At 56.6% G+C, this 25,182-nt stretch carries 25 protein-coding genes; 16 read left to right on the top strand and 9 right to left on the bottom strand.

The annotated features are described in order from the left end of the window. Positions 1 to 14 precede the first annotated feature (14 nt). From KVQ82_RS20715 to umuC, 5 genes are all read left to right on the top strand, one after another. A complete protein-coding gene (locus KVQ82_RS20715) occupies positions 15 to 569 on the top strand; it encodes a glycoside hydrolase family 19 protein (protein WP_222015502.1) in 555 nt (184 codons plus the stop codon). Further along, a complete protein-coding gene (locus tag KVQ82_RS20710) occupies positions 560 to 1,102 on the top strand; it encodes a lysis system i-spanin subunit Rz (RefSeq protein ID WP_222015501.1) in 543 nt (180 codons plus the stop codon). Before KVQ82_RS20715 ends, KVQ82_RS20710 begins: the two co-directional genes overlap by 10 nt. Before the next feature lie 149 nt (positions 1,103 to 1,251). Continuing rightward, positions 1,252 to 2,046, top strand: coding sequence for a DNA adenine methylase (locus tag KVQ82_RS20705; RefSeq protein ID WP_222015500.1), 795 nt, complete (start codon positions 1,252 to 1,254; stop codon positions 2,044 to 2,046). A gap of 123 nt (positions 2,047 to 2,169) precedes the next feature. Then, positions 2,170 to 2,595, top strand: a complete 426-nt coding sequence (locus KVQ82_RS20700) for a LexA family transcriptional regulator (protein ID WP_096796959.1) — start codon at positions 2,170 to 2,172, stop codon at positions 2,593 to 2,595. Continuing rightward, complete coding sequence (gene umuC, locus KVQ82_RS20695) at positions 2,588 to 3,865, top strand: translesion error-prone DNA polymerase V subunit UmuC (RefSeq protein ID WP_222015499.1); 1,278 nt, start codon at positions 2,588 to 2,590, stop codon at positions 3,863 to 3,865. Before KVQ82_RS20700 ends, umuC begins: the two co-directional genes overlap by 8 nt. Before the next feature lie 92 nt (positions 3,866 to 3,957). Here the strand turns inward: umuC and yidD are convergent, their stop codons facing one another. Then, positions 3,958 to 4,164: a membrane protein insertion efficiency factor YidD gene (yidD, locus tag KVQ82_RS20690; protein ID WP_222015498.1), complete on the bottom strand. Its 207-nt coding sequence runs from the start codon at positions 4,162 to 4,164 to the stop codon at positions 3,958 to 3,960. Then, positions 4,161 to 4,403 (bottom strand): hypothetical protein, encoded by a 243-nt coding sequence (locus KVQ82_RS20685; RefSeq protein WP_010457973.1) that lies wholly within the window; start codon positions 4,401 to 4,403, stop codon positions 4,161 to 4,163. The genes yidD and KVQ82_RS20685 overlap by 4 nt, the downstream gene beginning before the upstream one ends. A gap of 331 nt (positions 4,404 to 4,734) precedes the next feature. Between KVQ82_RS20685 and KVQ82_RS20680 the strand changes: the two genes are divergently transcribed. Then, a complete protein-coding gene (locus tag KVQ82_RS20680; RefSeq protein WP_222015497.1) occupies positions 4,735 to 6,372 on the top strand; it encodes a restriction endonuclease in 1,638 nt (545 codons plus the stop codon). Between the two features lie 307 nt (positions 6,373 to 6,679). Beyond that, on the top strand, positions 6,680 to 10,477 hold the full coding sequence (locus KVQ82_RS20675; RefSeq protein ID WP_260687691.1) for an SIR2 family protein: 3,798 nt from the start codon (positions 6,680 to 6,682) through the stop codon (positions 10,475 to 10,477). 341 nt (positions 10,478 to 10,818) lie between these two features. Here KVQ82_RS20675 and KVQ82_RS20670 read toward each other — a convergent pair whose 3' ends face one another. The 4 genes from KVQ82_RS20670 to KVQ82_RS20655 all read right to left on the bottom strand — a co-directional run bounded on the left by KVQ82_RS20670 (position 10,819) and on the right by KVQ82_RS20655 (position 13,741). Beyond that, positions 10,819 to 11,037: a hypothetical protein gene (locus KVQ82_RS20670; RefSeq protein WP_085655295.1), complete on the bottom strand. Its 219-nt coding sequence runs from the start codon at positions 11,035 to 11,037 to the stop codon at positions 10,819 to 10,821. A 1,030-nt stretch (positions 11,038 to 12,067) separates the two neighbouring features. Beyond that, positions 12,068 to 12,625: a Smr/MutS family protein gene (locus KVQ82_RS20665; RefSeq protein ID WP_222015496.1), complete on the bottom strand. Its 558-nt coding sequence runs from the start codon at positions 12,623 to 12,625 to the stop codon at positions 12,068 to 12,070. Between the two features lie 74 nt (positions 12,626 to 12,699). Then, positions 12,700 to 13,020, bottom strand: coding sequence for a hypothetical protein (locus tag KVQ82_RS20660; protein ID WP_007914024.1), 321 nt, complete (start codon positions 13,018 to 13,020; stop codon positions 12,700 to 12,702). A gap of 130 nt (positions 13,021 to 13,150) precedes the next feature. Then, a complete protein-coding gene (locus KVQ82_RS20655; RefSeq protein WP_003223193.1) occupies positions 13,151 to 13,741 on the bottom strand; it encodes a cysteine hydrolase family protein in 591 nt (196 codons plus the stop codon). A gap of 239 nt (positions 13,742 to 13,980) precedes the next feature. Here KVQ82_RS20655 and prmB point away from each other — a divergent pair, with 239 nt between their 5' ends. Continuing rightward, on the top strand, positions 13,981 to 14,889 hold the full coding sequence (gene prmB / locus KVQ82_RS20650; RefSeq protein WP_047292951.1) for a 50S ribosomal protein L3 N(5)-glutamine methyltransferase: 909 nt from the start codon (positions 13,981 to 13,983) through the stop codon (positions 14,887 to 14,889). An 83-nt stretch (positions 14,890 to 14,972) separates the two neighbouring features. Here the strand turns inward: prmB and KVQ82_RS20645 are convergent, their stop codons facing one another. Continuing rightward, positions 14,973 to 15,764: a hypothetical protein gene (locus tag KVQ82_RS20645; protein WP_145593227.1), complete on the bottom strand. Its 792-nt coding sequence runs from the start codon at positions 15,762 to 15,764 to the stop codon at positions 14,973 to 14,975. A 99-nt stretch (positions 15,765 to 15,863) separates the two neighbouring features. Continuing rightward, positions 15,864 to 16,817 (bottom strand): alpha/beta hydrolase, encoded by a 954-nt coding sequence (locus KVQ82_RS20640; protein WP_222015495.1) that lies wholly within the window; start codon positions 16,815 to 16,817, stop codon positions 15,864 to 15,866. A 130-nt stretch (positions 16,818 to 16,947) separates the two neighbouring features. Here KVQ82_RS20640 and aroC point away from each other — a divergent pair, with 130 nt between their 5' ends. The 5 genes from aroC (at position 16,948) to mtnC (ending at position 21,165) form a co-directional block, all read left to right on the top strand. Next, on the top strand, positions 16,948 to 18,039 hold the full coding sequence (aroC, locus tag KVQ82_RS20635) for a chorismate synthase (RefSeq protein ID WP_041068866.1): 1,092 nt from the start codon (positions 16,948 to 16,950) through the stop codon (positions 18,037 to 18,039). A 31-nt stretch (positions 18,040 to 18,070) separates the two neighbouring features. Then, positions 18,071 to 19,216 carry an MFS transporter gene (locus tag KVQ82_RS20630; RefSeq protein WP_222015494.1) on the top strand — a complete coding sequence of 382 codons (1,146 nt, stop codon included), beginning with the start codon at positions 18,071 to 18,073 and terminating at the stop codon, positions 19,214 to 19,216. Next, on the top strand, positions 19,213 to 19,839 hold the full coding sequence (locus KVQ82_RS20625) for a methylthioribulose 1-phosphate dehydratase (RefSeq protein ID WP_041068872.1): 627 nt from the start codon (positions 19,213 to 19,215) through the stop codon (positions 19,837 to 19,839). Before KVQ82_RS20630 ends, KVQ82_RS20625 begins: the two co-directional genes overlap by 4 nt. Before the next feature lie 92 nt (positions 19,840 to 19,931). Next, positions 19,932 to 20,477, top strand: coding sequence for an acireductone dioxygenase (locus KVQ82_RS20620; protein WP_047293056.1), 546 nt, complete (start codon positions 19,932 to 19,934; stop codon positions 20,475 to 20,477). Between the two features lie 4 nt (positions 20,478 to 20,481). Then, positions 20,482 to 21,165, top strand: coding sequence for an acireductone synthase (gene mtnC, locus KVQ82_RS20615; protein ID WP_222015493.1), 684 nt, complete (start codon positions 20,482 to 20,484; stop codon positions 21,163 to 21,165). Positions 21,166 to 21,336: 171 nt separating this feature from the next. On the opposite strand, the gene KVQ82_RS31830 is transcribed toward mtnC, so the two are convergent. Beyond that, the gene (locus tag KVQ82_RS31830) at positions 21,337 to 21,615 is read right to left on the bottom strand and encodes a DUF3509 domain-containing protein (protein ID WP_027613327.1); all 279 of its coding nucleotides are present in this window, start codon (positions 21,613 to 21,615) and stop codon (positions 21,337 to 21,339) included. Between the two features lie 377 nt (positions 21,616 to 21,992). Between KVQ82_RS31830 and KVQ82_RS20605 the strand changes: the two genes are divergently transcribed. The 3 genes from KVQ82_RS20605 (at position 21,993) to KVQ82_RS20595 (ending at position 25,180) form a co-directional block, all read left to right on the top strand. After that, positions 21,993 to 23,831 carry a long-chain-acyl-CoA synthetase gene (locus KVQ82_RS20605; protein WP_222015492.1) on the top strand — a complete coding sequence of 613 codons (1,839 nt, stop codon included), beginning with the start codon at positions 21,993 to 21,995 and terminating at the stop codon, positions 23,829 to 23,831. A 96-nt stretch (positions 23,832 to 23,927) separates the two neighbouring features. Beyond that, positions 23,928 to 24,446, top strand: coding sequence for an ankyrin repeat domain-containing protein (locus tag KVQ82_RS20600; protein WP_041068881.1), 519 nt, complete (start codon positions 23,928 to 23,930; stop codon positions 24,444 to 24,446). A 203-nt stretch (positions 24,447 to 24,649) separates the two neighbouring features. After that, a complete protein-coding gene (locus KVQ82_RS20595) occupies positions 24,650 to 25,180 on the top strand; it encodes a hypothetical protein (protein ID WP_198759349.1) in 531 nt (176 codons plus the stop codon). The last annotated feature ends 2 nt before the right edge of the window (positions 25,181 to 25,182 follow it).

The following is a 25,182-nucleotide window of genomic DNA, read 5'->3' as shown; positions in this document are numbered from 1 at the left end:
CCGAGGAGAACCCCATGTCACTGACAGAACAACAGCTGCAACGCATCATGCCCAACGCCCGCCGCCAAGCGGGCGTTTTTGTTTCTGCGCTCAATGCGGCGATGGTCCGCCGGCAGATCAACACACCGCAACGCCAGGCCGCATTTCTCGCCCAGGTCGGGCACGAATCCGGCGAACTGAATTACGTGCGTGAGCTTGGCGGCGACCAATACCTGAGCAAGTACGATACTGGCACTCTGGCCGCGCGGCTGGGCAACTCGCCCGAGGCCGACGGCGATGGCCAGCACTACCGTGGTCGTGGGCTGATTCAGATCACCGGCCACAACAACTATCTGCGCTGCAGCTTTGCGCTGTTCGGCGACGAGCGTTTGCTGCGCACGCCGGAGCTGCTGGAGCTGCCGCAGTGGGCCGCCGAGTCGGCCGCGTGGTTCTGGTGGGTTCGTGGGCTGAATGCTCTGGCGGATCAGGGCGCGTGCGAGGAGATCACCCGCAAGATCAACGGCGGCCTGAATGGTCTGCAGGAGCGCCTGCAGTTGTGGGAGCGGGCGAGGGCGGTGTTATGCGCCTAGGCGAAATGATCCCGGTGCCGTATCGGCTGTTTGGCAAAGTGGTGCTGCTGACCACTCTGGTCGGCGGATCCGCTGCTATCACCTGGCAAGTGCAGGATTGGCGCTACGGCAAACAACTCGCCGAACAGGCCCGCCTCCACACTGAAGCCCTCAATCAACTGGCCCTGGCCTCGGCCGCGCAGCAGCGTGCCGAACAAAACAAACGCCTCGCGCTCGAGCAGCGCCTGACTACCAGTGAACAAACCCATTACCGAGCCTTGAGCGATGTCCAACGTGATCAGGATCGCCTGCGCGACCGCCTTGCCACTGCTGATCTGCGCCTGTCAGTCCTCCTCGATGCCACCACCGGTGGCGGCAACGGATCGATGCCAACCCCCACCACCACCGGCAGCGTGGTTCATGGCACCACAAGAGCCGAACTTGACCCAGCGCATGCTCAACGAATTATCGGCGTCACCAACGACGGCGACCGGGGGCTGATTGCCCTCGCGGCCTGTCAGGCATACGCCAAAGAAGTATCAACACCGAAGTGAAAAAGAGCGGCCGGTCCGGATGCGTCAACATTCAGAACGGCCGCCGTCCCTGCAGATGGTCCCTGCAAGTCCAGCCAAGGCTCTTGCTCCGTGCACAAAGCGCGGCGAGCCTAGCACCTGTTTATCCATACAGTAAAGGTCTTGCTTTTATGTCTACACCCATCATTCCTTGGATGGGCGGCAAACGCCGCCTGGCCGACCGCCTCATTCCGCTTTTTCCGCCGCACGAATGCTACGTCGAAGTCTTTGCCGGCGGTGCCGCGCTCTACTTCATGAAGCCCCAGCCATCGCCGGTCGAAGTCCTCAACGACATCAACGGCGACCTGGTTACGCTTTACCGCGTCGTGCAGAACCACCTCGAAGAATTTGTGCGCCAATTCAAATGGGCGCTCAGTTCGCGGCAGGTGTTCGAATGGCAGAAAATGACCCGCCCCGAAACCCTCACCGACATCCAGCGCGCCGCCCGATTCTTCTACCTGCAGCACCATGCCTTCGCCGGCAAGGTCTCGGGTCAGACATTCGGCACTGCGACCACTGTCCCGGCCATCAACCTGCTACGCATCGAGGAAAACCTCTCGGCCGCGTGGCAGCGCCTGTCCGGTACCTACGTCGAAAACCTGCCCTGGCTTGAATGCGCGGAACGCTACGACCGTGCCCATACCTTCCACTACATGGACCCGCCTTACTGGCAGACCGCCGGGTATGGCGTGGACTTTCCTTTCGAGAACTATGAACGGATGGCCGACTTCATGCGCCGCTGCAAAGGCAAGGTGATGGTCAGCATCAACGATCATCCCGATATCCGCCGTGTGTTCAAAGCCTTCCACTTTGAGACTCTGGACATCCGCTACACCACAGCCAATCAGCGGCAGGGTAAGGCTGAAGTCAGTGGCGAGCTGGTAATCATGAACTGGGAGCCGGTAGTGTTGGGTGGGTTGTTCTGACGGATGCTGGTTGTCATTCTTTAGTCCCCGCCCTCCCGTTTATCCGATATTTCCTACAGAAATTGACCGAGTGCCGTTCTGAACGTTAACTGTATATTCGTACAGTATCGGAAGTCGTGCGTCATGAGCTTTTCAATCCTAGGCCCTATTGCTGTGGCCGGTCGGAAATTACCTCTTTGTCTTTTTCGGGTGCCGGCAGGTTTTCCTTCGCCGGCAGCGGATCACATCGAAACCCACATCTCGCTCGACGAAGTGCTCAACATCCGGGCCCCGCATGTTTACTTGGTGAAAATTGCCGGAGAGAGCATGCAGGGGGCAGGAATCTTCGACGGTGATTTGGCGGTAGTGGATCGTTCACTGGAACCGGCACATGGGCATATTGTTGTTGCGCTGCTTAACAATGATCCGCTTTGCAAGCGGCTGTGCATCCGTGGAAAAGAGGTGATCCTCCTGTCCGAGAATCCCAAGTACCCACCGCGCTACGTGCTGGAAGGCGATGAGCTGGCGATCTGGGGCGTAATCATTGGTAGTGTACGCAGTCATGTCTAAGCGGGTGCCGGTGTTCGGCCTGATCGATTGCAACAGTTTCTACGCCAGCTGCGAGCGAGTGTTCCGTCCTGACCTGGCAAAGGTCCCCATCGTTGTCTTATCGAATAATGACGGCTGCGTCATTGCCCGCAGCTACGACGCCAAGCCATACGTGAAAATGGGCGAGCCGTACTTCCAGATCAAACACAAGCTTAAGCGGCACGGCATCGTCCCGTTCTCCTCGAACTACGCGCTGTACGGGGACATGAGTGAGCGCGTCATGACGCTGATTGAGTCTATGGTGCCCGCAGTCGAGGTCTACAGCATCGACGAAGCCTTCGTCGATCTCGCCGGAATCACCGATTTGGACGGCCTCGGTAGACAGATCCGTAGTCAGGTGCTGAGGTGCGCTGGCATTCCGGTCGGTGTCGGCATCGCGCACACCAAGACCTTGGCCAAGCTGGCCAACCATACGGCTAAACGCCTTCAGGCGCAGACGGGCGGTGTCGTCAATATTTGCGACCCAACTAAGCGTGACTGGGTGCTGCGCAACACAGACGTTTCAGAGGTGTGGGGTATAGGGCGTCGAATGAAAGCGCACCTGGATACGATGGGAATCAAGAGTGCGATGGATCTGGCAAAAGCTGATCCTTGGACGCTACGCAAAAACTTCAGTGTGGTGATCGAAAAGACGGCGCGCGAACTGGCCGGCACCCCCTGTCTGGAACTGGATGACCCCGATCCTCCGAAGCAGGAGATCTGCTGCAGTCGAATGTTCGGCACCCGGCTGACGGAACTGGCACCGATCAAGGAGGCGGTGGCCACATACATGATGCGCGCCTCGGAAAAGCTGAGGGCGCAAAAGTCGCTGTGCAAAAAAGTGCGCGTGAGCATCCGCACCGGGATGTTCAATCCTGAGGAGGCGAAATACGCCAATGGTGTGGTGATCGATATGCCTTACCCCACGGATGATGTCCGGCTACTCACCAGGGCCGCAGTTGATGCGCTGGATCGGGTATATCGCCCTGGTTTCAAGTACAGCAAGGCGGAGGTATTGCTGATGAGCCTGTGTCAGCCCGGCGAATACACGGATGATCTGTTTGCGGCTTCTCAACCGACCAAATCTACCAGGGTGATGGCCGTACTGGATCAGATCAACGAACGGTGGGGAAAGGGGACGCTGCGAGCGGCGAGTGTCCCTAGTAGCCCAGCGTGGGCCATGCGGCGTGAAATGATGAGTCAGAGCTACACGACTCGCTTGGACCAATTGTGGACGATCAACTGTAGGTAGTAAATCGTCCGCTATCGGCCAAAAGCAGACCGTCAGGATCATGGCAAGCATTGCTGAACAGTTAAGGTGGCGGGGCTCACTGTCCGAATTATTCAGGGAAAATCTTCCCCGCCGTTCGGGTACCGACACCTGCAGATGCGGCCCACAGCCATGCGGCAGCCGTTTAGAACGCCATACTTTTCGATGGCTTGTATCGCATAGTTTGAACAGGACGGCTCAAATCGGCAGGCATCTCGCAATCTAGAGGGAGCAATTCGCTGATAGCAGCGAATTGCTGATACGGCGCAAAGCTTGATCATCGGGGCTTGCGCAAAGAAATTACGTAATAGTGGTTCAGCACGTTTTTCTTCCCCATTAACGCGTCGAAGCATCCCGGTTTGACTGAAACGCCAATCGTGTCAATCCGATAGAACTCCCACCCATCCTCAGCATGAGTGTTGACCACATTTTGTAGATAAACAGCGGCCTCGTTCCCCCGGTGTTCCTTCGCACGAACTTCAATGTTTGGCGGCACTTGAACCATTTTGTAGATGTACATCCGTGATCACCTGATGAATGCTCGTATTCCCCTGAATACAAAGCGCATTCGCTTTATATCTGGTTCCGAGCCGGATGAGCAACCCGAATCGCACGCTCCCGGATCGGCCAAGAAAGCAAGCTCTCGCCAGGGCGCCTTCCGGCCATCGGGTGCCAATCGTGAAAGGTAGCTTGCGGCCAGAAGCGGACGTATGCAAGCGACCGCTATCGGCCAAAAGCGGTCACCTCAACCTGAAAATTGATTTTTGGTACGCAACCCGAAACGTCCAACTCCGTATTCAGCGAGGATTATCTTTTGATACCATCATGCCACTAGTAAGGAGGCGGCATGTATGGCAAAGCGAAGTGGATTCGAGAAAGTAATCCGAGCAATTGCCCGGGAGACAGCGAAACAGCAAAGGCTGAATGAGTCCGAGCGCCGTGCAGTTGTCCGTGCAGCTGATCGTGCTGAACGCCAGCAGCTCAGAGCGCATGCGATTCGCGAGCGTGAACGAGTTCGATATGATCGCGAATCTGAGCGAGCTGCAAAACAAAATTACTTGGAGTTTCGCGAGCAGGAAGTCCGCGACGGAAACGCAACCATTCTATTTTGGATAGAAGGATTGCAATCCATTTTGTCGGCAGCATTGATGGTGGATGATACTGTTACATTCGACTCCCTTCGAATCACTGACAACCCGCCCCCCTTTACTCCAGCGAAAGCGTTGACTACTAATGTAGAGGGGCCTTCACAGGAGTTCTTCACCTCGAAGGTTGCTCCGTTGCCCTGGTATCTTTCGTTTATACCAAAATTCAAAGCCCAACATGCTGATAAGCTGAGGGCCGCATTAGAACAATTCAACGCAAGTGAAGAAGAATGTAAAGCTCAGAATATCCAGCGTCTGGAAGCGCTGGAAAGCGCGCGGAATTTCTATGACGAAGGTGTGTCCGCGCTTCTTGAAAAAAAGGCACTCCGCGACTCCGAAGTCGATGCGTTCCGTTACTCCTACTATGAAGGAGACCCGGAGTCGATTATTGCTTATTGCAGCATGGTTCTTGAAAAATCTGATTATCCAGAAGGCTTCCCGCAGAATTTTTCTTTGGCCTTCGTGCCTGAATCGAAACAACTTGTAGTCGAATATGAGATGCCTACATCGGAGATCATTCCTGAAGTTGCAGAGTACCGCTACGTAAAGTCCAAAGACGAGGTCACTACTAAGCAACGCAAACCCGCAGAAATCAAATCTTTATATGCCGATCTAGTCGCAAGTATTGCGCTCAGGTGTATCCATGAGCTTTATGAGGCAGACCAGGGAGAGTTTATAGAGGTATGTTGTTTCAACGGCTACGTAAATACTATCGATCCTGCGACCGGACTCGGTGTGCAGCCACATCTTGTATCAGTACGAGCTACCCGTGAAACTTTTACGAAAATCGATCTTGCGCGCGTTGATCGTTCCGTTTGCCTTAAAAATCTCGGTGCGCATGTTTCGCGTTCACCTAGCGAGGCACAACCGATTAGACCAATTATTGAATTCAACATGGTCGACAAGCGATTTGTTGATCAACAAGATCTTGCGTCTCAACTCAGTTCAGCCACAAATCTTATGGATTTGAACCCCTATGAGTTTGAAGCGCTCGTAGCGAATTTGTTTGGGAAAATGGGATTAGAGTCAAAACTCACTAGATCCTCCCGCGATGGAGGAGTCGATTGTATTGCGTACGACCCTCGTCCGATCTTAGGTGGAAAGGTGGTTATCCAAGCAAAGCGGTATAAACACACCGTCGGCGTCTCAGCAGTTCGTGACCTCTACGGAACGATGATGAATGAAGGTGCTAATAAGGGAATTTTGGTTACAACTAGTGGTTATGGTCCAGATGCATTCGAATTTGCTAAAGACAAGCCGATCGAGCTCATCGAAGGCGGAGGGCTACTCTTTCTCCTTCAAGAAATTGGAGTGGAAGCGCGAATTTTGATGCCCACGGAGTAAGTCGAACGGCTCAAATACTTTTTCATCCATAATGACCCGTGCCGCGCTCTTTCGAGCCCAAAGAGTCGAAGCAATTGTCAGCGTAAGTCTACTGGTGGCCTAGAGCTGTCCAATATCGACGACCGCTTCAGACATCGGCAAGCGACTGCTGTCGGTCATTGATCCTAAAAAGCAACCTCTATCAGCCAGAAGCGGACATTCCCATGCGACTGCATACGGCCAAAAGCGGTCGTTCCCAAGCGGCGGCTTTCTACCCTAGCAGCCCTTCGTTAACGCGCGCTATCCATTCTAGTGGTGAGTTGAACTTATGAAATTTTACGCCAGTGGTCCCTCGATACCAGATATTTTACTAGAGCGTTGCGATGCCGGTCGCGTGGTGTTTCTATGTGGTGCAGGAGTCTCAATTCCGTCTGGAATGCCCACATTTATCGGGTTGACTCAATACGTCATCGAGTTCTTCGGCCCGCCTGACGATTCGGAAATTATGACCTCGTTTCTGCCGTGGTTGACTCGTGAGTCGGATTCGAACGTGCCGCTGGACCAGATTTTTAACCTTCTTCATTTAGAGTATGGCAAGGATGAGGTTAATGCCCTAGTAACAGAGAGGTTAAGTGTTTCTTTGGAAGGTCATAATTTTGGGCGGGAACACAACCTCATAAAACGCATTTCTTCTAGTCAGGGTGGAATGCCACAGATCGTAACGACAAACTTTGATAGGTTGTTCGAGTTGCCGGGTGACGCTGGGCAACTGAAGTTGCATGTTCCTCCTGCTTTCCCAAATCTTAATTTTGGCTTGAATATAGAAGGTGTAACCTATCTGCACGGAAGACTAGTAGATACAACCGCAGAAAGTCATCCTTATGTCTTAAGTAGCGCCGATTTCGGGCGGGCCTATCTTTCCGAGGGCTGGGCGACGAACTTCATTAGGCATCTCCTTGAACGCTATACGGTTGTTCTGGTTGGTTATAAGGCCGAAGATCCGCCTGTAAAGTATCTGCTTCAGGGGCTAAATCATGATGGCCAATATGATCGATCCAAACTCTACGCCTTTGACCGGGGGTCAGTTGAAGATGTAGAAGTTAAATGGCGTGATCGAGGTGTTACTGGTATCGCTTATTCCAATCACTCAGACTTGTGGAAAAGCATGGAGGCTTGGGCTGAGCGGTCCGATGATCCGCGCAAGTGGCGTTTATCCACGATTGCTAAGAGTCAGAGGGACCCAAAGGAATTAATGCCCCATGAGCGAGGTCAAGTTGCTCATGTGCTTCGTACTGTGCGGGGGGCGAGAGCGTTTTCAGAGGCTGAGCCTGTACCACATCCAGAGTGGATATGCGTGATGGATGCTAATGTCCGATCAGGCGAGAAGAGTAGCGGTTATGGGAGTGAAAGAGAAACATTTGATCCTATTTTCCATTATGGGCTTGATGATGATCTGATAGATATCTCTGAAAATGAGCGCAGGCAAGGGGTCACTAATGACAATCTTCTGGTGTGGCGTGAGGAAGATGATAATCCGCACGACTCCCATCGTTTGGGTGGACGACAGGTGGAGGGATTAGAGAGTACGCCAAAAAGGCTTGGCCACCTTATATCTTGGATTTGCAAGTCTATTAATAGTCCTGTTTTAGCCTGGTGGGCAGTTCGCCAGAATGGACTGCATCCTAGGTTGCTTCACCAAATTCAGTGGCATTTGAGGCATTCTAAACTCCTCTCCGAACGTGCTCGCCATTTATGGCGGCTACTTGTTGAGCATCATCAAGACCCTCGCAATCGTCGATGGAATGGTGAGTGGTTTGACTTTAAAAACTTGATTGATGCAGAAGGTTGGACCCCTAATGCTCTACGAGAGTTTCGGAGATTCGCGACGCCAAAACTGCAGATTAGCCTCCCGTCCGGCTTAGGGAAGTCAATGCCTCCATCAGCATCTTGGGAGGAAATAGATTTTAACGACTTAGGGCGGTTTGAGGTCGCGTTCCTTGATCGGAACAATGAAGAATTACAGGTTCCAGATAGTCAGTTAAGTCAGGTTTTTGGGATTTTGGAACATCAGTTGAGTGTTGTTTCCAGCTTGCTGGAAGATATCAACGTAAAATTCTTCGACACACCTACGTGTTATCCAGAGCGTGATATAGGTGGGCGGGAGCGGGTCACAAGTACGGCTGAGCCTATGGTTTGGTTTGTTCAGCTTTTTGACAGAATGGCTTCCATCTGGCCAGAGATTGCAAGAGCGCACGCAACTATCTGGTCTATGGATGAGCAATTTTTCTTTAGGAAGTTAAAGTTATACGCGTTTAGTAAGGTTGATATCTTTGATGCTGATCATGTAGCGCAGGCGGTTTTGGGCTTGAGCCAAGAGGCATTGTGGGATACTGACGTGGTTCGTGAGCTGCTTTTTTTGCTTAGTGATCGGTGGGCAGAGTTTTCAACTGAATACCAGAGAAGAATTGCGGAGCGGATCATCGCCGGCCCCGATCAGCAATCTCACTGGTCTGATGAAGAGTTTCATCAAGTCAGAGATAGGATTGCGGCCAAATATGCTCGATATCTCGAAATTCAGGGCTGCAATTTGACTGGCGACCTCAGTCAGCGGCTTAAGGATATTATTAGCGGGATTTCTGAGTGGAGCGACGGGTGGGCCACCTCTACAGTAACCATACATGGTTCGAGGGTAGGTTGGGTGGGTACTGACGAAGCTCCCGACAAACTTTTGAATGTTCCCGTTAACGAAGTGATTCCCAAGGCTAAAGAAGACCATCAGCGCGACTTCGACAGCTTCACTGATAGGCGACCTTTTGCAGGATTGGTGAAGACCAATCCTAGGAAGGCGCTTTCTGCGCTAACACTTGAAGGTAAGAGAGGTGAATACCCAAGTGCGTTCTGGAACTCCATGATCAACGATCTTCCAGCGGATATTTCCCCCAGACTGAAACGATTATTTATAAATAGACTGGCACGCCTTCCGAACGTAGCTGTAGTAGAGCTGCGATACGTATTGACAAGATGGCTGGAGCAAAATATTAGGTCTGTCTTGGATTTTGATAGCGCCCTCGCTTGGGCTGTCTATGACAATGTTGTCAACGGAATTTTTAGTGGTGATGCTGATGCTACTGAGAGCGGGGTGGGTGAGGTTCACCGTGGTGGGAAGGCTGTCGAGCGATCACGTCGCACTTACAACTATGCAATCAATGGCCCCATTGGTATGTGCGCCGAAGCTCTTCTTCATGCACTTTCAAGTAATCAGCAGGGCGCGAATTCGTTAATCCCAGCTAACATAAAGTCTCGTGTTGAACGGCTTTTTTCTGCCCAGGGAGAGGGCGCGGATCACGCTGTTTCTATCGTGTTTCGTGAATTGAACTGGCTTATGTTTGTCGATCCAATTTGGACTAAGCATAAACTTGTCCCAATGTTGTCGTTCGATCATCCAGTCTCAGAGCCTGCTTGGAATGGATTTCTTCATGTAGATATGCCTGCAACTGAATTAGTAGAGGTCATTAAGCCTCTATTGCTTAATTTAATTCCGTGGATTAACGGTCTGTCTTGGGAACGCGATCTATCTCAGGTAGCCTCTCAATGGTTGGGGTTGATGAGGATTTTTCATCCGGATAGCCCAAGCGGCCTTACACGAAGCGAAATGCGCTCGGTCCTTCGGGACATGTCCGACGATGAACGAAATCAGTTCATCTTCTGGTTGGGGCTCGTTGGGCGGAAGAATGAAAACGGTTGGGTAGAGCACGTGATTCCATTTATTAGTATGGATTGGCCAAGGGAGCGCCGATATAGGACATCTGCTTCGATAAAAGCATGGATCGGCCTACTTGATGATACGGGCGAATATTTTCCAACGGTGTATGAGGCGGTGAAGAAATTCTTGGTGCCGGTGGAGATAAGTGACCATCCGTTTTATCGATTTACTCTGGATGTCGGTGAAGAAAAACCGATTGCCGTTCTTTATCCTGAAGTTACGCTCGATCTTATGCACACAGTTACTCCACAGGTGCTGGCCAGAGCTCCTTACGAATTACCAAGCATACTTGCGTTGATAGTCGAGAGTGCTCCTAGCCTTAAATCGGATCCGCGCTATTTGCGCCTAATTGAACTTGTATAGGCAAGCTGAGAAACAAGATAAATAACAGGGTCGGGAGCATGGTGTGCTTTCGACCCTGGGGTTAGGCTCAAGTCTCAACCGACCTGCACTACTGCGCTAACCAGGACTCTATTGAATTGGTCCCGTACTCAGCCATCCATTTCTTCAACACTTTATGGTTGGGCAATCCCTTTGGCTAGTAGGGTGTGAAGTGCAGTTGCTAAACCACTTGTGGCCATAAGCTGCCCATCTTGAACGACCGCTATGGGTTGAAAACCGTTACTCACGTGCGTCCGCTTCTGGCCGAAAGCTGCCGCTCACGGAATGCCAATTTTGGCCGATTGCTGCCTGCAAAGACGATATTAGGATTGCCGTATCCGCATGATCGCATCTGTGATCGCTTTTGCATTTGTGTCTAAGGTCTCCATAGCCATCACAGCGTTATCTGCAACCACTGCCGCGCCACTGGCTGCAAGCCAAACGGCAACCTCCTCGATTGCCGCCGCCAGTGCATGCTGGTTGTGCAGGAGCAACGTCAGGGCGTCAGCAGTGGCGATATTAGAAGCTGAGTTATTTGGCATGCGATCCATCCTGGAAATGAGGTGTTCGCGAAGCCTAGCTCATGCGGCCGCAGCAGAGACGCACTTAGATACCGCATGCTTAAAAATTGCTACAACGGGCAGATGATTTGAGACTTCAGCCAATCAGTTGGCGGGGGAGGCGGCCTACTGCATCCAATCCATCATTAGAGCCAGCCTGCGGCCGCTTTCGGCCAAAGGCAGCCCTTCTGGACAAGCGGATCCAAAACAAGCACCGCCTGCCATGGGATCACGTTCGCTTAAATTGGAACGCAATCTTAATCGCGGCCTCAGCATGACCAGCGAGCAAAGCTATTTGCGCGGGGATAATAACCTCGCCCCAAGACAAATTTGTCGCTACGGACACTATCAAATACAGCTCGTAATGGTGTCCGTTCAACTCGGCTTTGATCCAAGCAAGGGTGCTATCTAGAGTGCCAACTGTTACTGGAATAGAGATATACCTGCTTTGATCCGTCAGTCGCACACCGCCGCGACGACATTCAAAGTGAACAGCCATCCGTTCGTAGGTCTGAGGGTCAATGCCATGCACGACGACGAAATAGTCTATGCAATCATCCTGGGTCACTGTAGTAATCATAAATTTTCAGTTCATGGAGAAGACCACTTTGCCGTAGAGGTCTGCCAGCTAAGGTTTTCTTGGGGCCGGTCTCTGCCGTTATCCATTATTGATCGACTGGTTTGGGTCCGTAAGCAGCCATTCGATTTACGATTAAGACATCATTCAACAATGAAAAAAGCCCCGCATCGTTTCAAGCGATGCGGGGCTTTTTCGATGTAGGAGGAATACTAATTCCGTACCAATTTCTGTACCAATACGTGTGTATTGGGGTGAAATTCTAGGTTTTTCTCGGCGCTAAACCCCTGATTTCATTGACCCTGAGAACCTACTGCTGCCCATTAAACATGGCGGTGTAATTCTGTTCCAGGGACATGAAACTACCTGTGGGGATTTTCGCAAAGGGCAAGGGTACGGTGGCGGACACAACCCTGCAAGTTCGGTGTAACGCGATTATTCGTCGCGGCCTTCCATCATGGTGCGTTTGAGCATCACGTACACCGCACCGGCACCGCCGTGTTTTGCCTGACATGAGCAGAAACCGAGCACTTGCGGATGCTGGCGCAGCCACGTGTTGACGTGGCTTTTGATCATCGGCCGCTTGCCGTCCAGGCGCACGGCCTTGCCGTGGGTGACGCGCACGCAGCGGATTTCGAATCGGGTTGCTTCGGCGAGAAACGCCCAAAGCGTCTCGCGGGCCTTTTCAACGTTCATGCCGTGCAGGTCGAGGCTGCCTTCGAACGGGATCTGCCCGATCTTGAGCTTGCGCATCTGGCTTTCCTGCACCCCGTCGCGGGCCCACATCAACTCGTCTTCGGGGCCGACGTCGATCACGAACTGATCGGACAGGCCATCCACGGTGGTGTTGTCGGTGCGCACGGTGGCGGACTGGCGCAGCTTGGCAATGCGCGCGCGGTCAGCCTTGGGTTTGCCGGTGTCGGCGCGGTCGTGCTTGATCGGCTTGACGCCTTGGATCGCACTTTTGAACAGGGAAAAATCGTCGTCTTGCATGTCAGCCTCCGCGAAGGGCGGCCAGTTTACCCAAGTCGAAACAAAACGGCCCGGCAAAAAGCCAGGCCGTGCAGTCAGTCGTGTTTTTTCATCAGGTGCGGGGACATGTTCAGTTCCCGCGATTGCCGGGCGCGACGCCGGCATCGACGCCACAGGGCCACGCCGAAGTACAGGAACAACAAGCCGACCGCGAGAATGATCGCCGAACCCATCGGCGTGGCATTCAAGTCGCCGAGCGCCGGCGGGCGTCCCAGCAGGCTGGCGGCACCGGCCATCGCCAGCAGCACACCGAACGTCGCCAGAATGGCGGCGATCGCTGCGCCGAATCGAAAACGCCAGTTGCTTTGGCCTTTGGGCCGCAAGCGGCGTGCGTCAAATCCATCGGATAACTTCATTCCGACCTTCCTCAATGGGTATCGGCCCTTCGACCGGGAGTTGACCGGGTTGTTCCTGAGGCTAAGGCAATTGAAGCAAATGCGAGGCTTTTGCGGATGAGCGGCGCGGTGAGCCGCTCATTCGCAGAGATCAGATCAGATCTTGAGTCAGGGCGAGGGTGGCGAAGTTGTCGGCCATGATCGCCATTTCCGCTTCCTGTACCACGGCGGCGCTGAGCACGCGGCCCTTGAACGGCAGGTCGCGGGTGGCGCAGGCGTCTTCGACCAGCGTGCAACGGAAACCCAGGTTCTTCGCCGCACGCACGGTGGTGCTGACGCTGGAGTGGCTCATGAAGCCGCAGACGATCAGGTCCAGCGAGCCGAGGTTCTGCAGACGGTCCAGCAGTTCGGTACCGTGAAACGCACTCGGCAGCAGTTTGCCGATGATGGTTTCATCGCCCTGTGGCTCAAGGCCGGGGATGAATTCGCCACGTTCGCCCTGTGGATCGAACAGGCCACCGACGGTGCCGAGATGACGCACGTGCACGATCGGCCGACCGGCTGCACGGGCCGCAGCGACCAGTTGTTTGATGTTCGCGACGGCCGCGTCCATGCCGCTCAGGGCCAGCGGGCCACTGAGGTACTCTTTCTGGGCATCGATGATGACCACGGTGGCATGGCTCAGTGTGGCCGCTGCGTAACCGCGGCCGCTGAGTTGAAACATCGTTTTTGGAACGGACATTCTGGGGCTCCTTGGGGTGGGGCTTTTGCGGCATTGTCCTCTGGCTGAGCGCTTCTGTGAACCGCTACCATCGTAGGCGCCGTCGTTACTGGCCTGCAGCCTTGTCAAGTTACACGTTCTGTTCAATAGCTGATGCAAAAATCAGAAAGGTCCTACTGTCGCTCCGCTGATTTTCCTGCGTCGTCGGCGGGCGTTTTGGCTGGTAGAATCGCCAGTCGTTTTTTCTGGAGTTCTGCCCCGTGATCACTTCCCGACTTCGTACCCTGCGCGACCACATCCGTTGGGCCGTCAGCCGCTTCCATGGGGAGGATCTGTTTTTCGGCCATGGCACCGACAATGCCTGGGATGAAGCCCGGCAGTTGGTCCTCGGTGCCTTGCACCTGCCGTGGGAGATCGCCGACAGCTACCTCGACTGTGCGCTGGAAGACGACGAGCTGGTCAACCTGCAACGCCTGCTCAAGCGCCGCATCGAAGAGCGTATTCCGACCGCGTACCTGCTGGGCGAAGCTTGGTTCTGTGGCATGTCGTTCATCGTCGATGAGCGCGTGCTGATCCCGCGTTCACCGATTGGCGAGCTGATCGAAAACCGTTTTGCCCCATGGATCGGTGACGAACCTGCGCGGATTCTCGACCTGTGCACCGGCTCCGGTTGCATCGGCATCGCCTGCGCCTATGAGTTCCAGAACGCTGAAGTGGTGCTGGCCGATCTGTCGTTCGAAGCGCTGGAAGTGGCCAACCAGAACATCGAGCGCCACGGCGTCGATGAGCGTGTGTACACCGTGCAGGGCGATGGGTTTGACGGGTTGCCAGGTCAGCGTTTCGATCTGATCGTCTCGAACCCGCCGTACGTTGACGCAGAAGATTTCGCCGACATGCCGGACGAATACCAGCACGAACCGGAGCTGGGCCTGGCCTGTGGTGATGACGGCTTGAACCTGGTGCGACGGATGCTCGCCGAGGCGGCGGATCACCTGACCGAGAAGGGTTTGCTGATCGTTGAGGTGGGCAACAGCCAGGTGCACGTCGAAGCGCTGTACCCGGAAGTCGACTTCGCCTGGCTCGATTTCGAGCGCGGCGGGCATGGCGTGTTCATGCTGACCGCAGAGCAGTGCCGTGCTCATCAGGCCCTGTTCGCCTCCCGCGTTTAAGGGCGAAAAGCAAAAGATCGCAGGCTTCGCCAGCTCCTACACGGATCCCCTGTAGGAGCTGCCGCAGGCTGCGATCTTTTGATCTACCGGTGCGTAGCAATCCAGATCAACAACCCCGCCTGAAACACCGCAAACGCCACCAGACAGGTAATGGTAAAGCGCAATCCAGCATCTTCACGCTTGAACTTGCTGACCTTCTCTTCCTGCTTCTTCAGCTTCACTTCCTGCTCGGCCAGGTTCTGTTCGGCCTGTTGCAGCATCTGCGCCGCTTCGAGAATCTCGACGATCTGCAGCTTCTCGCTGTTCCAGTCGCCCAGCAAGTCACCGACCTGCACCTCTTTGACGCTGCCCTTCAAATGCTGGGCGTCGGCGTAGACCACGTCAAAACCATGCACGCGCAAGAAGTGATCGCGACGCAGGCGGGTGTCTTCGTTCAGCGCGTCCTTGTTGTTCAGGTCCATGCCGTCGACGGTGTAGGCGGGCCAGCGTTTTTTCGCCCAATTGATGCCTTGCGCGGCCAGGAAGCGACCGATGCCACGGTTTAGCGGTTCGATCTGCAAGCCGCTGTCGGGGCCGAAATGCACACGCTTGCTGGTGTGATTGACCCACACATCGAGATGGTTCTGCTCTTTGCGCACGCGCTGGCCGGGCAGTTTGATCGCCATGCGCATCAGGCTGTGCTCTTTGCTGTTGCGCTCGGCATAGCCGAATTCGACAAAACGCAACGGCCGGCCACCGGTGTGACGGTCAGTCTGCAGCGGGGCCAGGCGGAGCATCTTGTGGTGCTCGACGCTGACGTCCGCCCATGGCAGCTCGACCGCTGGCGGTGCGTCTTTTTCAGCGGTGGTGTCGGGTGAAGTCGGGGTATCAGTCATAACGGCGAGATCCTGTCCAAGCCCTGCTTGTCGCCAGCCGGTTCGCTGGCGACAAAGGCTTATCGGCCGTTTTTTTCAGGACTGGAGGGTAAACACCGTTTAACGGCTGCGAAGTCCGTCAATAAATTCGATGAGTTTGCCGCCCAGCTCCGCCGCCAGTGGCAAATTCGGGTCCTTGTAGGAGGCCAATTGCCGCTTCACATCGGCAGCGACGATGCGCATGACGTGGTTCATGCCGTCGATTACCACCAGTTCGGCATTGGGATTGGCCGCTTTGAGCGCCTGTGCGTCGCCGACGCCGACCTGCATGTCGTTGCTGCCCTGAACGATCAGCGCCGGCATCTTCAACTGTGCAAACGCCTTGGCCGGATCCTGACGGAACAGCGAAATCAGGTACGGCTGCACGCTCGGGCGGAAAATCGGCTGTAGCGGCGCCGGTACGTTGGCGTCGGTGTGGCCGGCCTTGAGGCTGTCGAGCAGTTGATTGCTGCGCAGCATCAACGGTGGCGGCAGGCTGCGCGCCAGTTGTTCGCGAATCACTTGATCCACTGGCCTTGCGCTGCCGGACAGGGAAATCAGCGCAGCAGCCTCCGTGCGCGGGGCGGCGAGGGTGGCAATGAGGGCGCCTTCGCTGTGACCGAGCAGAATCAACGGGCCGAAACGCGGATCGCTTTTCAGCTTCTGGCTCCAGGCCACAGCATCGTTGACGTAGGCCTCCACCGACAGATTGCGCTCGTCAGGCGTGGCCGCGAAGCTCGCAGCGACCCCGCGCTTGTCGTAGCGCACGCTGGCAATGTTGTGTTTGGCCAGCACCCAGGCCAGCCGCTTGAGACTGTCATTGCGCCCGCCATCGGGGTTATTGCCGTCACGATCTGTAGGACCGGAGCCGGCAAGGATCAGGACAACCGGTACTGGGGTGTCGGATTTTGGCAGCAACAGCGAGCCGAAAAGTTCACCGTTGCCGGTGTCCAGAGAGATCGGGCGCTGCAGGACAGTCGCGTGGGCAAAGCCGGTAAACAGGGTAAGACTCAAGATCAGAACTCGCAGCATCATCACGCCATCATTCGCCAAGGTGCCGGTTGGACTCACCAACACCACTAAGGTTCGAGGATGAACTACTCGGTTAGCCTGCGTATACTGGCGCGCATCACGAATTCGGGTTTGATTTCACGGAGCGTCCTGCATGTCCGGCAATACCTACGGCAAGTTGTTCACTGTCACCACCGCTGGCGAGAGCCATGGTCCGGCGTTGGTCGCCATTGTCGACGGCTGCCCGCCGGGCCTGGAGATCTCCCTCGAAGACCTGCAGCGCGACCTCGATCGCCGCAAGCCGGGCACCAGCCGCCACACCACCCAGCGCCAGGAAGCCGACGAAGTCGAAATCCTTTCCGGCGTGTTCGAAGGGCGCACCACAGGTTGCTCGATCGGCCTGTTGATCCGCAACACCGACCAGAAGTCCAAGGACTACTCGGCGATCAAGGATCTGTTCCGCCCGGCGCACGCCGACTACACCTACCACCACAAATACGGTGAGCGCGATTATCGCGGCGGCGGTCGCAGCTCGGCGCGCGAAACCGCCATGCGCGTGGCGGCCGGGGCGATTGCGAAGAAATTCCTCGCCACCCAAGGCATTGTCATCCGTGGCTACATGAGCCAGCTCGGTCCGATCGAAATCCCGTTCAAGACCTGGGATTCGGTGGAACAGAACGCGTTCTTCAGCCCGGACCCGGACAAGGTGCCGGAGCTGGAAGCTTACATGGACCAATTGCGCCGCGATCAGGACTCGGTCGGGGCGAAGATCACCGTAGTCGCCGAAGGCGTGATGCCGGGCCTCGGCGAGCCGATTTTCGACCGCCTCGACGCTGAACTGGCGCACGCGCTGATGAGCATCAACGCGGTCAAAGGCGTGGAAATCGGCGCCGGTTTCGCCTGCGTCGCTCAGCGCGGCACCGAGCATCGTGATGAACTGACCCCGGAAGGTTTCCTCAGCAACAACGCTGGCGGCATTCTTGGCGGGATCTCGTCGGGTCAGCCGATCGTCGCGCACCTAGCGTTGAAGCCGACGTCGAGCATCACCACCCCGGGCCGTTCGATCGATATCCACGGCAACCCGGTAGATGTGATCACCAAGGGCCGTCACGACCCGTGCGTCGGCATCCGCGCCACGCCGATTGCCGAAGCGATGATGGCCATCGTGCTGATGGACCACCTGCTGCGTCACCGTGGGCAGAACGCCGACGTGCGCGTCAGCACCCCGGTGCTGGGTCAGCTTTGATGGTTGATCGCCAAGCCGTCGCGGCCTGACCGTGGCGGCGCTCCCGTACTGGCGGCTGTCCAGTTTCTATCTGTTCTATTTCGCCTTGCTCGGTTCGACAGCGCCGTTTCTGGCGCTGTACTTCGATCATCTCGGGTTCAGCGCCGCGCGCATCGGCGAACTGGTGGCGATCCCGATGCTGATGCGCTGTGTGGCGCCGAACATCTGGGGCTGGCTCGGCGACTACACCGGCAAACGCCTGGCCATCGTGCGCTTCGGTGCGGTGTGTACTCTGCTGACGTTCTCGCTGATTTTCGTCAGCAAGACCTACGCCTGGCTGGCGATGGTCATGGCGTTGCACGCGTTCTTCTGGCACGCGGTGCTGCCGCAGTTCGAAGTCATCACCCTCGCGCACTTGCAGGGGCAAACCGCGCGCTACAGCCAGATTCGCCTGTGGGGCTCGATCGGTTTCATCATCACCGTGGTCGCGCTGGGCCGTTTGTTCGAATGGCTGAGCCTCGACATCTACCCGGCGGCGCTGGTGCTGATCATGGCCGGCATCGTCCTCAGCAGCCTGTGGGTGCCGAACGCGCAGCCACCGCAAGGTAATCGGCCGAGCGGGGAGGGCTTTCTCAAGCAGCTGCGCAGCCCCGGTGTGCTGGCGTTTTACGCTTGCGTCGCGCTGATGCAGATGAGCCACGGCCCTTATTACACGTTTCTGACCTTGCACCTTGAACGCCTCGGTTACACACGCGGCACAATCGGCATGCTCTGGGCCGTGGGCGTGGTCGCCGAAGTGCTGATGTTCATGGCCATGAGCCGGATTCTCGCGCGGTTTTCCTTGCGTCGGGTGCTGATGGCAAGTTTTCTGCTGGCGGCGCTGCGCTGGTTGCTGCTAGGTTCGTTCGCCGAATTCCTGTGGCTGCTGTTGTTTGCGCAAGTGCTGCACGCGGCGACCTTCGGCAGCTTTCATGCGGCTGCCATCGCTTTCGTGCAACGTAGCTTCGGTGCGCGTCAGCAAGGTCAGGGCCAGGCGCTTTACGCCGCGCTGGCCGGCACCGGTGGCGCGCTCGGTGCGTTGTATTCCGGTTACAGCTGGAATGCCCTCGGCGCGACATTGACCTTTAGTATTGCCAGTCTCGCGGCGCTCGCTGCTGCCGTTATCATTGCCACACGTATGCAAGAGGACAGGCCATGAGCCTTACGCGTGAACAGCTCGCCCAGCAGATCGTCGACGCCGGGCGTTTTCTTTATGGTCGCGGCTGGTCGCCGGCCACCAGCAGCAATTACTCGACGCGCCTGTCGCCGAGCGAAGCGCTGCTGACCGTGTCCGGCAAGCACAAGGGCCAGTTGGGCCTGGACGATGTGCTCGCCACGGATTTGTCCGGCAACAGCCTGGAACCGGGCAAAAAGCCCTCGGCCGAAACCCTGCTCCACACTCAGCTCTACAGCTGGCGCGCGGAAATCGGTGCGGTGCTGCACACCCATTCGGTGAACGCCACGGTCCTGTCGCGGCTGACACCGCAAGACTTTATCGAGTTCGAAGACTACGAACTGCAAAAAGCCTTCAGCGGCATCTCCACCCACGAATCCCGGGTGCGCGTGCCGATCTTCGACAACGATCAGGACATTGCGCGCCTCGCCGCCAAGGTGCAGCCTTGGCTCGACGCCCATCCCGATTGCGTCGGTTACCTGATTCGCGGCCACGGCCTGTACACCTGGGGCGCGCAGATGAGCGATGCGCTGCGGCAGATCGAGGCTTTTGAATTTCTGTTTGAATGCGAGTTGAAAACCCGCAGCGTCATGAACCGCCAAGGCTGACTTCACCAGAAGCCGCCCATTTGCCTGATGAACTGCACTGCCCGACCGGTCTGCAAGAACCGGACGGCAAGGCCGATACCGAGGAATTGCCCATGAGCAGCCTGTCTGTCTATCACGTATCCAGCCCCGAGATTCCGAACAAGGTGCTGACCCATTTCGAAGACATCGCCTCGACGCTCGCCGAGCAGGGCGTGCGCTTCGACCGCTGGCAAGCCGCGACGAAGATCCAGCCCGGTGCCAGCCAGGAAGAGGTGATCAGCGCCTATCAGGAGCAGATCGACAAGCTGATGACCGAGCGCGGTTACATCACCGTCGATGTGATCAGCCTCAACAGCGATCACCCGCAAAAAGCCGAACTGCGCGCCAAGTTCCTTGAAGAACACCGCCATGGCGAGGACGAAGTGCGCTTTTTCGTTGCCGGTCGTGGCCTGTTTACCCTGCACATCGACGATTATGTCTACGCGGTGTTGTGCGAGAAGAACGACCTGATCTCGGTGCCGGCCGGCACCAAACACTGGTTCGACATGGGCGAGCACCCGCACTTCGTGGCGATTCGCCTGTTCAACAACCCGGAAGGCTGGGTCGCCAACTTCACCGGCGAAGACATCGCCGGGCGCTTCCCGCGTCTGGAGGACTGAGCCGATGTCGATCAAAGTCATCCTCACTGACATTGAAGGCACCACCAGCGCGGTGAGTTTCGTCTTCGACGTGCTGTTCCCGTATGCCGCCAAACACCTGCCGGACTTCGTGCGGCAGAACGCCGAGCGCGCCGATGTCGCCGAGCAACTCGACGCCGTGCGCCGTGACAACAACGAGCCGCAGGCCGATGTTGAACGAGTGGTGGAAATCCTCCTGAGCTGGATCGCCGAAGACCGCAAGGCCACGCCGCTCAAAGCGCTGCAAGGCATGGTCTGGGCGCAGGGCTATCAGGCCGGGCAGTTGAAAGGCCACGTTTACCCGGACGCCGTTGAAGCGCTCAAGCGCTGGCATCAGGCCGGTTATCAACTGTTTGTGTATTCGTCCGGTTCGATCCAGGCGCAGAAACTGATCTTTGGTTGTTCCGAGGCGGGGGATCTGACGCCGCTGTTCAGCGGATATTTCGACACCACCTCGGGGCCCAAGCGTGAGGCGCAGTCTTACACCAACATTCAACAAGCGATTGGCGTCGAGCCGCAGGACATTCTGTTCCTGTCCGACATCGTGCAGGAACTCGATGCCGCCCAAGCGGCAGGTCTGCAAACCTGTGGCCTGGCGCGCGAGGGTGGAGAACTGGGAAGCCATATCACCGTCGACAGCTTCACCGGCATCGAACCCGAAGCCTTCTAACCACACAAGTCCCTGTAGGAGCTGCGGAACGCTGCGATCTTTTGACTTTGATTTAAAAGATCAAGATCAAAAGATCGCAGCCTTCGGCAGCTCCTACATAAGCATTGCGTACAAACAAAAGGCCGTGGAGCAGATGCTTCACGGCCTTTTTTGTTTAATGCGTTTACATTTTTACAGCGAGTGATACGTCGGCAGGGCAAAACGCTGCTGGCTTTGCAGCATTGCAATCTGCGGCAGTTCACTGGCTTCTTCTGCCAGGTCACGACGGATGGCGCTGATTGCCCACGACAGTTGGTCGGCGTTGTGCATTTGCTGGTAGGTCAAGGCGCGCTTGAACACTTTGCCTTCGCTGCTGCGCAAGGTCAGCAAAATCCCGCCATCAGGACGCGGTGCAGTGGTGACGTTGAAGTTGGAGAACAGGGAGGTAAATTTTTCTTGAATCAGGCTCATGTCTTTCAGCTCCGTATGCACTTGAAGGGCAAGCATGCAGAGGAGGTTGCAGCGATTGTGCCAGCATTTGAAAAATAAAAAATCCTTTAAAATCAATGGCTTGAAAATCATGAAATTTGCACGGGTCGTGCAAACTGCATGAATGGCCATCGTGCATCCTGCATTTTGCGGGATTCTCTTCAGTTGGACGGAACCAAATGGCAAAGGCGCAATCTCCGCTGCCAGGCATGAGCGGGCGGATACAAAACATTGCAAAAACCGCGTGTACAGCTTGAGAAGCGCTGTCGTATTTTCGATCCCGACCTTGCCCGCAACGCAGGTCATGCCACGGCCCGAACAATAAGAAACCGGCCTGCCAGGTCGAACGGGGAGCTGCCATGCGTCACGCGCCGAGCGACACGATTACCTGGAGCATGATGCTCCGCAAACTGCCGACAATCGCCAAAGCCATCCCGCGGGTGGTCAAGGGCATGAAAGTCGCCAACGTCACGGATCCGACCCAAACGTGTGGCCTCGGCTGGACCTTCGAGCAGGCAACCCTGCGTAACCCTGAAGGCCTGGCGATCCTGCAGGACAACGTCTTGCTGACCTACGCGCAGGTCAACCAATGGGCCAATCGCATCGCCCACTATTTGAGTGCGCAGGGCATCGGCAAGGGCGATGTGGTCGCGGTGTTCATTGAAAACCGGCCGGAACTGCTGGTGACCATTCTGGCGCTGGCCAAACTCGGCGCGGTCAGTGCGCTGCTCAATACTTCGCAGACCCGCGACACGCTGATTCACAGCATCAATCTGGTAGCGCCGGTGGCGATCGTGCTCGGTGAAGAACTGCAACCGGCGTTTGCCGCGATCCGCGAGCAGGTGTCGATCCCGGCGCAGCGCACCTGGTTTATCGCTGACCGCGACACCTACAGCCACCCGGGCATTGCGCCCGATGGCTACATCAATCTGATCAGTGCCAGTGCCGATGCGTCCGGTGACAACCCGCCCAGCAGCGGCGAAGTGTTCTTCAACGATCCGTGTTTTTACATTTACACCTCCGGCACCACCGGTCTGCCCAAGGCCGGGGTGTTCAAGCACGGTCGCTGGATGCGCAGTTCGGCCAGCTTCGGCATGATCGCCCTGAACATGACGCCCGACGACGTCGTCTATTGCACTTTGCCGCTGTACCACGCCACGGGGCTCTGCGTGTGCTGGGGCTCGGCGATCAACGGTGCTTCCGGGTTCGCCATCCGCCGCAAGTTCAGCGCCAGCCAGTTCTGGCCGGACGTGCGTCGCTATAACGCGACCACCCTCGGGTATGTCGGCGAATTGTGCCGCTATCTGGTCGATCAACCACCCAGCGCCGATGACAGCCGTCACGCCGTGCGCAAGATGATCGGCAACGGCTTGCGTCCCGGCGCCTGGGCCGAGTTCAAGACCCGGTTTGCCGTCGAGCACATCTGCGAGCTGTACGCGGCGAGTGACGGCAATATCGGCTTCAGCAACATTCTCAACTTCGACAACACCATTGGTTTCTCGCTGATGGCCTGGGAACTGGTGGCATACGACCACGACAGCGGGCAGCCGCTGCGCAGCGCCAACGGCTTCATGCGCAAGGTCGGCAAGGGCGAGCAGGGCTTGCTGCTGGCACGGATCGACGAAAAGGCCCCGCTGGACGGTTACACCGACCCAGAGAAAACCGCCAAAGTGGTGCTGCATGATGTGTTCAGCAAGGGCGACCGCTTCTTCAATACCGGCGACTTGCTGCGCAATATCGGTTTCGGCCATGCGCAGTTTGTCGATCGCCTCGGCGATACCTACCGCTGGAAGGGCGAAAACGTCTCGACCACGGAAGTGGAAAACCTGTTGTTGCAGCATCCGCACATTTCCGAGGCGGTGGCCTACGGTGTGGAAGTGCGCAACACCAACGGTCGCGCCGGGATGGCCGCCATTACGCCCGCCGAGTCACTGGCGACCCTGGATTTCACTGAATTGCTCGCATTCGCCCGTCAGCGCATGCCGGCGTATGCGGTGCCGCTGTTCCTGCGGGTGAAGGTGAAAATGGAAACCACCGGGACGTTCAAATACCAGAAGACCCGTTTGAAAAAAGAGGGCTTCGACCCCGCCCAGACTGGGGATGACCCAATCTATGCCTGGTTGCCCGGCACTCAGACTTACGTGCAGGTGACGGATCAGGTGCTGACCGATATTCATCAGGGCAAGTACCGCTATTGAGATTGGCTATGGCCGGACTTGAGAAAAAGGGGGTGACAGCTATCGTCGCGCTCGGGAAACTGTCGGCTTTGCGAATAACCGAAAGTGGAGTTGCCCATGTCTGACCAAAGCCGCCAGATGACCCCTGAAGAAGCTGCCGAATTCACCGAGCAGGTTTTCAACAAGGCGCGCGAAGGTGATGCGCTGATGCTTGATCGGCTGATCAGCGCCGGTTTGCCGGTGAACCTGAAAAACAGCAAGGGCGACACGCTCTTGATGCTCGCCAGTTACTACGGCCACGTCGACGCGGTGCAGGTGCTGCTCAAGCACAAGGCCGACCCGGAAATGCGCAACGGCAACGGCCAGAGTCCGATTGCCGGTGCCGCGTTCAAAGGCGATCTGGCGGTGGTCAAGGCGCTGGTGGAAGCGGGTGCCGAGATCGAAGGTTCGTCCTTTGACGGGCGCACGGCGTTGATGATGGCGGCGATGTTCAACCGCGTTGAAATCGTCGATTACCTGATCGGCAAAGGCGCGGATCCGCAAGCCAAAGATGCCAATGGCATCACCGCGCTGGATGCGGCGCGGACCATGGGGGCGGTCGATACCACGGCGCAGCTGGAAAAGCTGCTGGCCTGAGGCTGTCGAGATTCTGTGGCGAGGGAGCTTGCTCCCGCTCCAGTGCGTAGCGCTGGTAAAAATGGTGAGGCCACTGTTTTTGGGCCGCTTCGCGCCCCAGCGGGAGCAAGCTCCCTCGCCACATTGTTCTGTGTGCAGCCGGAGGTCGCAATGCGCTATCCTTCGCGCCCTCGAAATTCACCTTCGCCACAGGATCCGCCCTCATGAAAGCCGCACTCGTCGAACTCATCAGCAAAATCAGCTCCGGCTGCATGGGCGAGGACGAGATCCTGAACGTGGCCGACGAAGCGGCGCAGGCCTACGCCAATGCCGATGCGTTCCTCGCGGCCAACCCGGACATCAACTACGACGACACCTTCCCGATTCCGCTGGGGGAGTGGGTGGTGGTCGGCAGCCTGCCGGACACCGTGCTGTTCCAGGCCGACACCTACGTTGACCTGTTCGCGCAGATCGTCGCCTCGTTTGGCCCGGGCGTCGAATTCAACCTCAAGCCCAAGCAACTGGCCAAGACCGAGGCACTGACCGCACTCAACCGCATTCAGGTGCAGATGAGCAGCCTGAACAAGGAAAACGGCGGTTACACGCTGATGAACTTCAGTCAGCTGCTCGATGACGAGCTGCAAGTGGTGCTGGTCTACGGCAACGACGTGCCACGAGTGCTGGAGCTGTGTGCCGAAGTCGGCATCGCGGCGGCGCCGTCCCTGGAAGCGCTGAAAGTCGCCGTTCACGTCTGAAC

This window comes from Pseudomonas sp. AO-1, assembly GCF_019775695.1.
Classification (GTDB): Bacteria; Pseudomonadota; Gammaproteobacteria; order Pseudomonadales; family Pseudomonadaceae; genus Aquipseudomonas; species Aquipseudomonas parakoreensis.
Note: the sequence above shows the minus strand (reverse complement) of the source record. Positions and strands in the feature narration are given on the sequence as shown.

Coding starts and splice junctions, on each gene's coding strand:
- KVQ82_RS20660 (WP_007914024.1), bottom strand. CDS start 13,020: ATGAAGTTATCCGATGGATTTGACGCACGCCGCTTGCGGCCCAAAGGC.
- KVQ82_RS20700 (WP_096796959.1), top strand. CDS start 2,170: ATGAGCTTTTCAATCCTAGGCCCTATTGCTGTGGCCGGTCGGAAATTA.
- KVQ82_RS20670 (WP_085655295.1), bottom strand. CDS start 11,037: ATGCCAAATAACTCAGCTTCTAATATCGCCACTGCTGACGCCCTGACG.
- KVQ82_RS20640 (WP_222015495.1), bottom strand. CDS start 16,817: ATGATGCTGCGAGTTCTGATCTTGAGTCTTACCCTGTTTACCGGCTTT.
- KVQ82_RS20595 (WP_198759349.1), top strand. CDS start 24,650: ATGAAAGCCGCACTCGTCGAACTCATCAGCAAAATCAGCTCCGGCTGC.
- umuC (WP_222015499.1), top strand. CDS start 2,588: ATGTCTAAGCGGGTGCCGGTGTTCGGCCTGATCGATTGCAACAGTTTC.
- mtnC (WP_222015493.1), top strand. CDS start 20,482: ATGTCGATCAAAGTCATCCTCACTGACATTGAAGGCACCACCAGCGCG.
- KVQ82_RS20620 (WP_047293056.1), top strand. CDS start 19,932: ATGAGCAGCCTGTCTGTCTATCACGTATCCAGCCCCGAGATTCCGAAC.
- KVQ82_RS20715 (WP_222015502.1), top strand. CDS start 15: ATGTCACTGACAGAACAACAGCTGCAACGCATCATGCCCAACGCCCGC.
- KVQ82_RS20605 (WP_222015492.1), top strand. CDS start 21,993: ATGCGTCACGCGCCGAGCGACACGATTACCTGGAGCATGATGCTCCGC.
- KVQ82_RS20600 (WP_041068881.1), top strand. CDS start 23,928: ATGTCTGACCAAAGCCGCCAGATGACCCCTGAAGAAGCTGCCGAATTC.
- KVQ82_RS20675 (WP_260687691.1), top strand. CDS start 6,680: ATGAAATTTTACGCCAGTGGTCCCTCGATACCAGATATTTTACTAGAG.
- KVQ82_RS20645 (WP_145593227.1), bottom strand. CDS start 15,764: ATGACTGATACCCCGACTTCACCCGACACCACCGCTGAAAAAGACGCA.
- KVQ82_RS20705 (WP_222015500.1), top strand. CDS start 1,252: ATGTCTACACCCATCATTCCTTGGATGGGCGGCAAACGCCGCCTGGCC.
- aroC (WP_041068866.1), top strand. CDS start 16,948: ATGTCCGGCAATACCTACGGCAAGTTGTTCACTGTCACCACCGCTGGC.
- KVQ82_RS20665 (WP_222015496.1), bottom strand. CDS start 12,625: ATGCAAGACGACGATTTTTCCCTGTTCAAAAGTGCGATCCAAGGCGTC.
- KVQ82_RS20680 (WP_222015497.1), top strand. CDS start 4,735: ATGGCAAAGCGAAGTGGATTCGAGAAAGTAATCCGAGCAATTGCCCGG.
- KVQ82_RS20655 (WP_003223193.1), bottom strand. CDS start 13,741: ATGTCCGTTCCAAAAACGATGTTTCAACTCAGCGGCCGCGGTTACGCA.
- yidD (WP_222015498.1), bottom strand. CDS start 4,164: ATGATCAAGCTTTGCGCCGTATCAGCAATTCGCTGCTATCAGCGAATT.
- KVQ82_RS20710 (WP_222015501.1), top strand. CDS start 560: ATGCGCCTAGGCGAAATGATCCCGGTGCCGTATCGGCTGTTTGGCAAA.
- KVQ82_RS31830 (WP_027613327.1), bottom strand. CDS start 21,615: ATGAGCCTGATTCAAGAAAAATTTACCTCCCTGTTCTCCAACTTCAAC.
- KVQ82_RS20625 (WP_041068872.1), top strand. CDS start 19,213: ATGAGCCTTACGCGTGAACAGCTCGCCCAGCAGATCGTCGACGCCGGG.
- KVQ82_RS20685 (WP_010457973.1), bottom strand. CDS start 4,403: ATGTACATCTACAAAATGGTTCAAGTGCCGCCAAACATTGAAGTTCGT.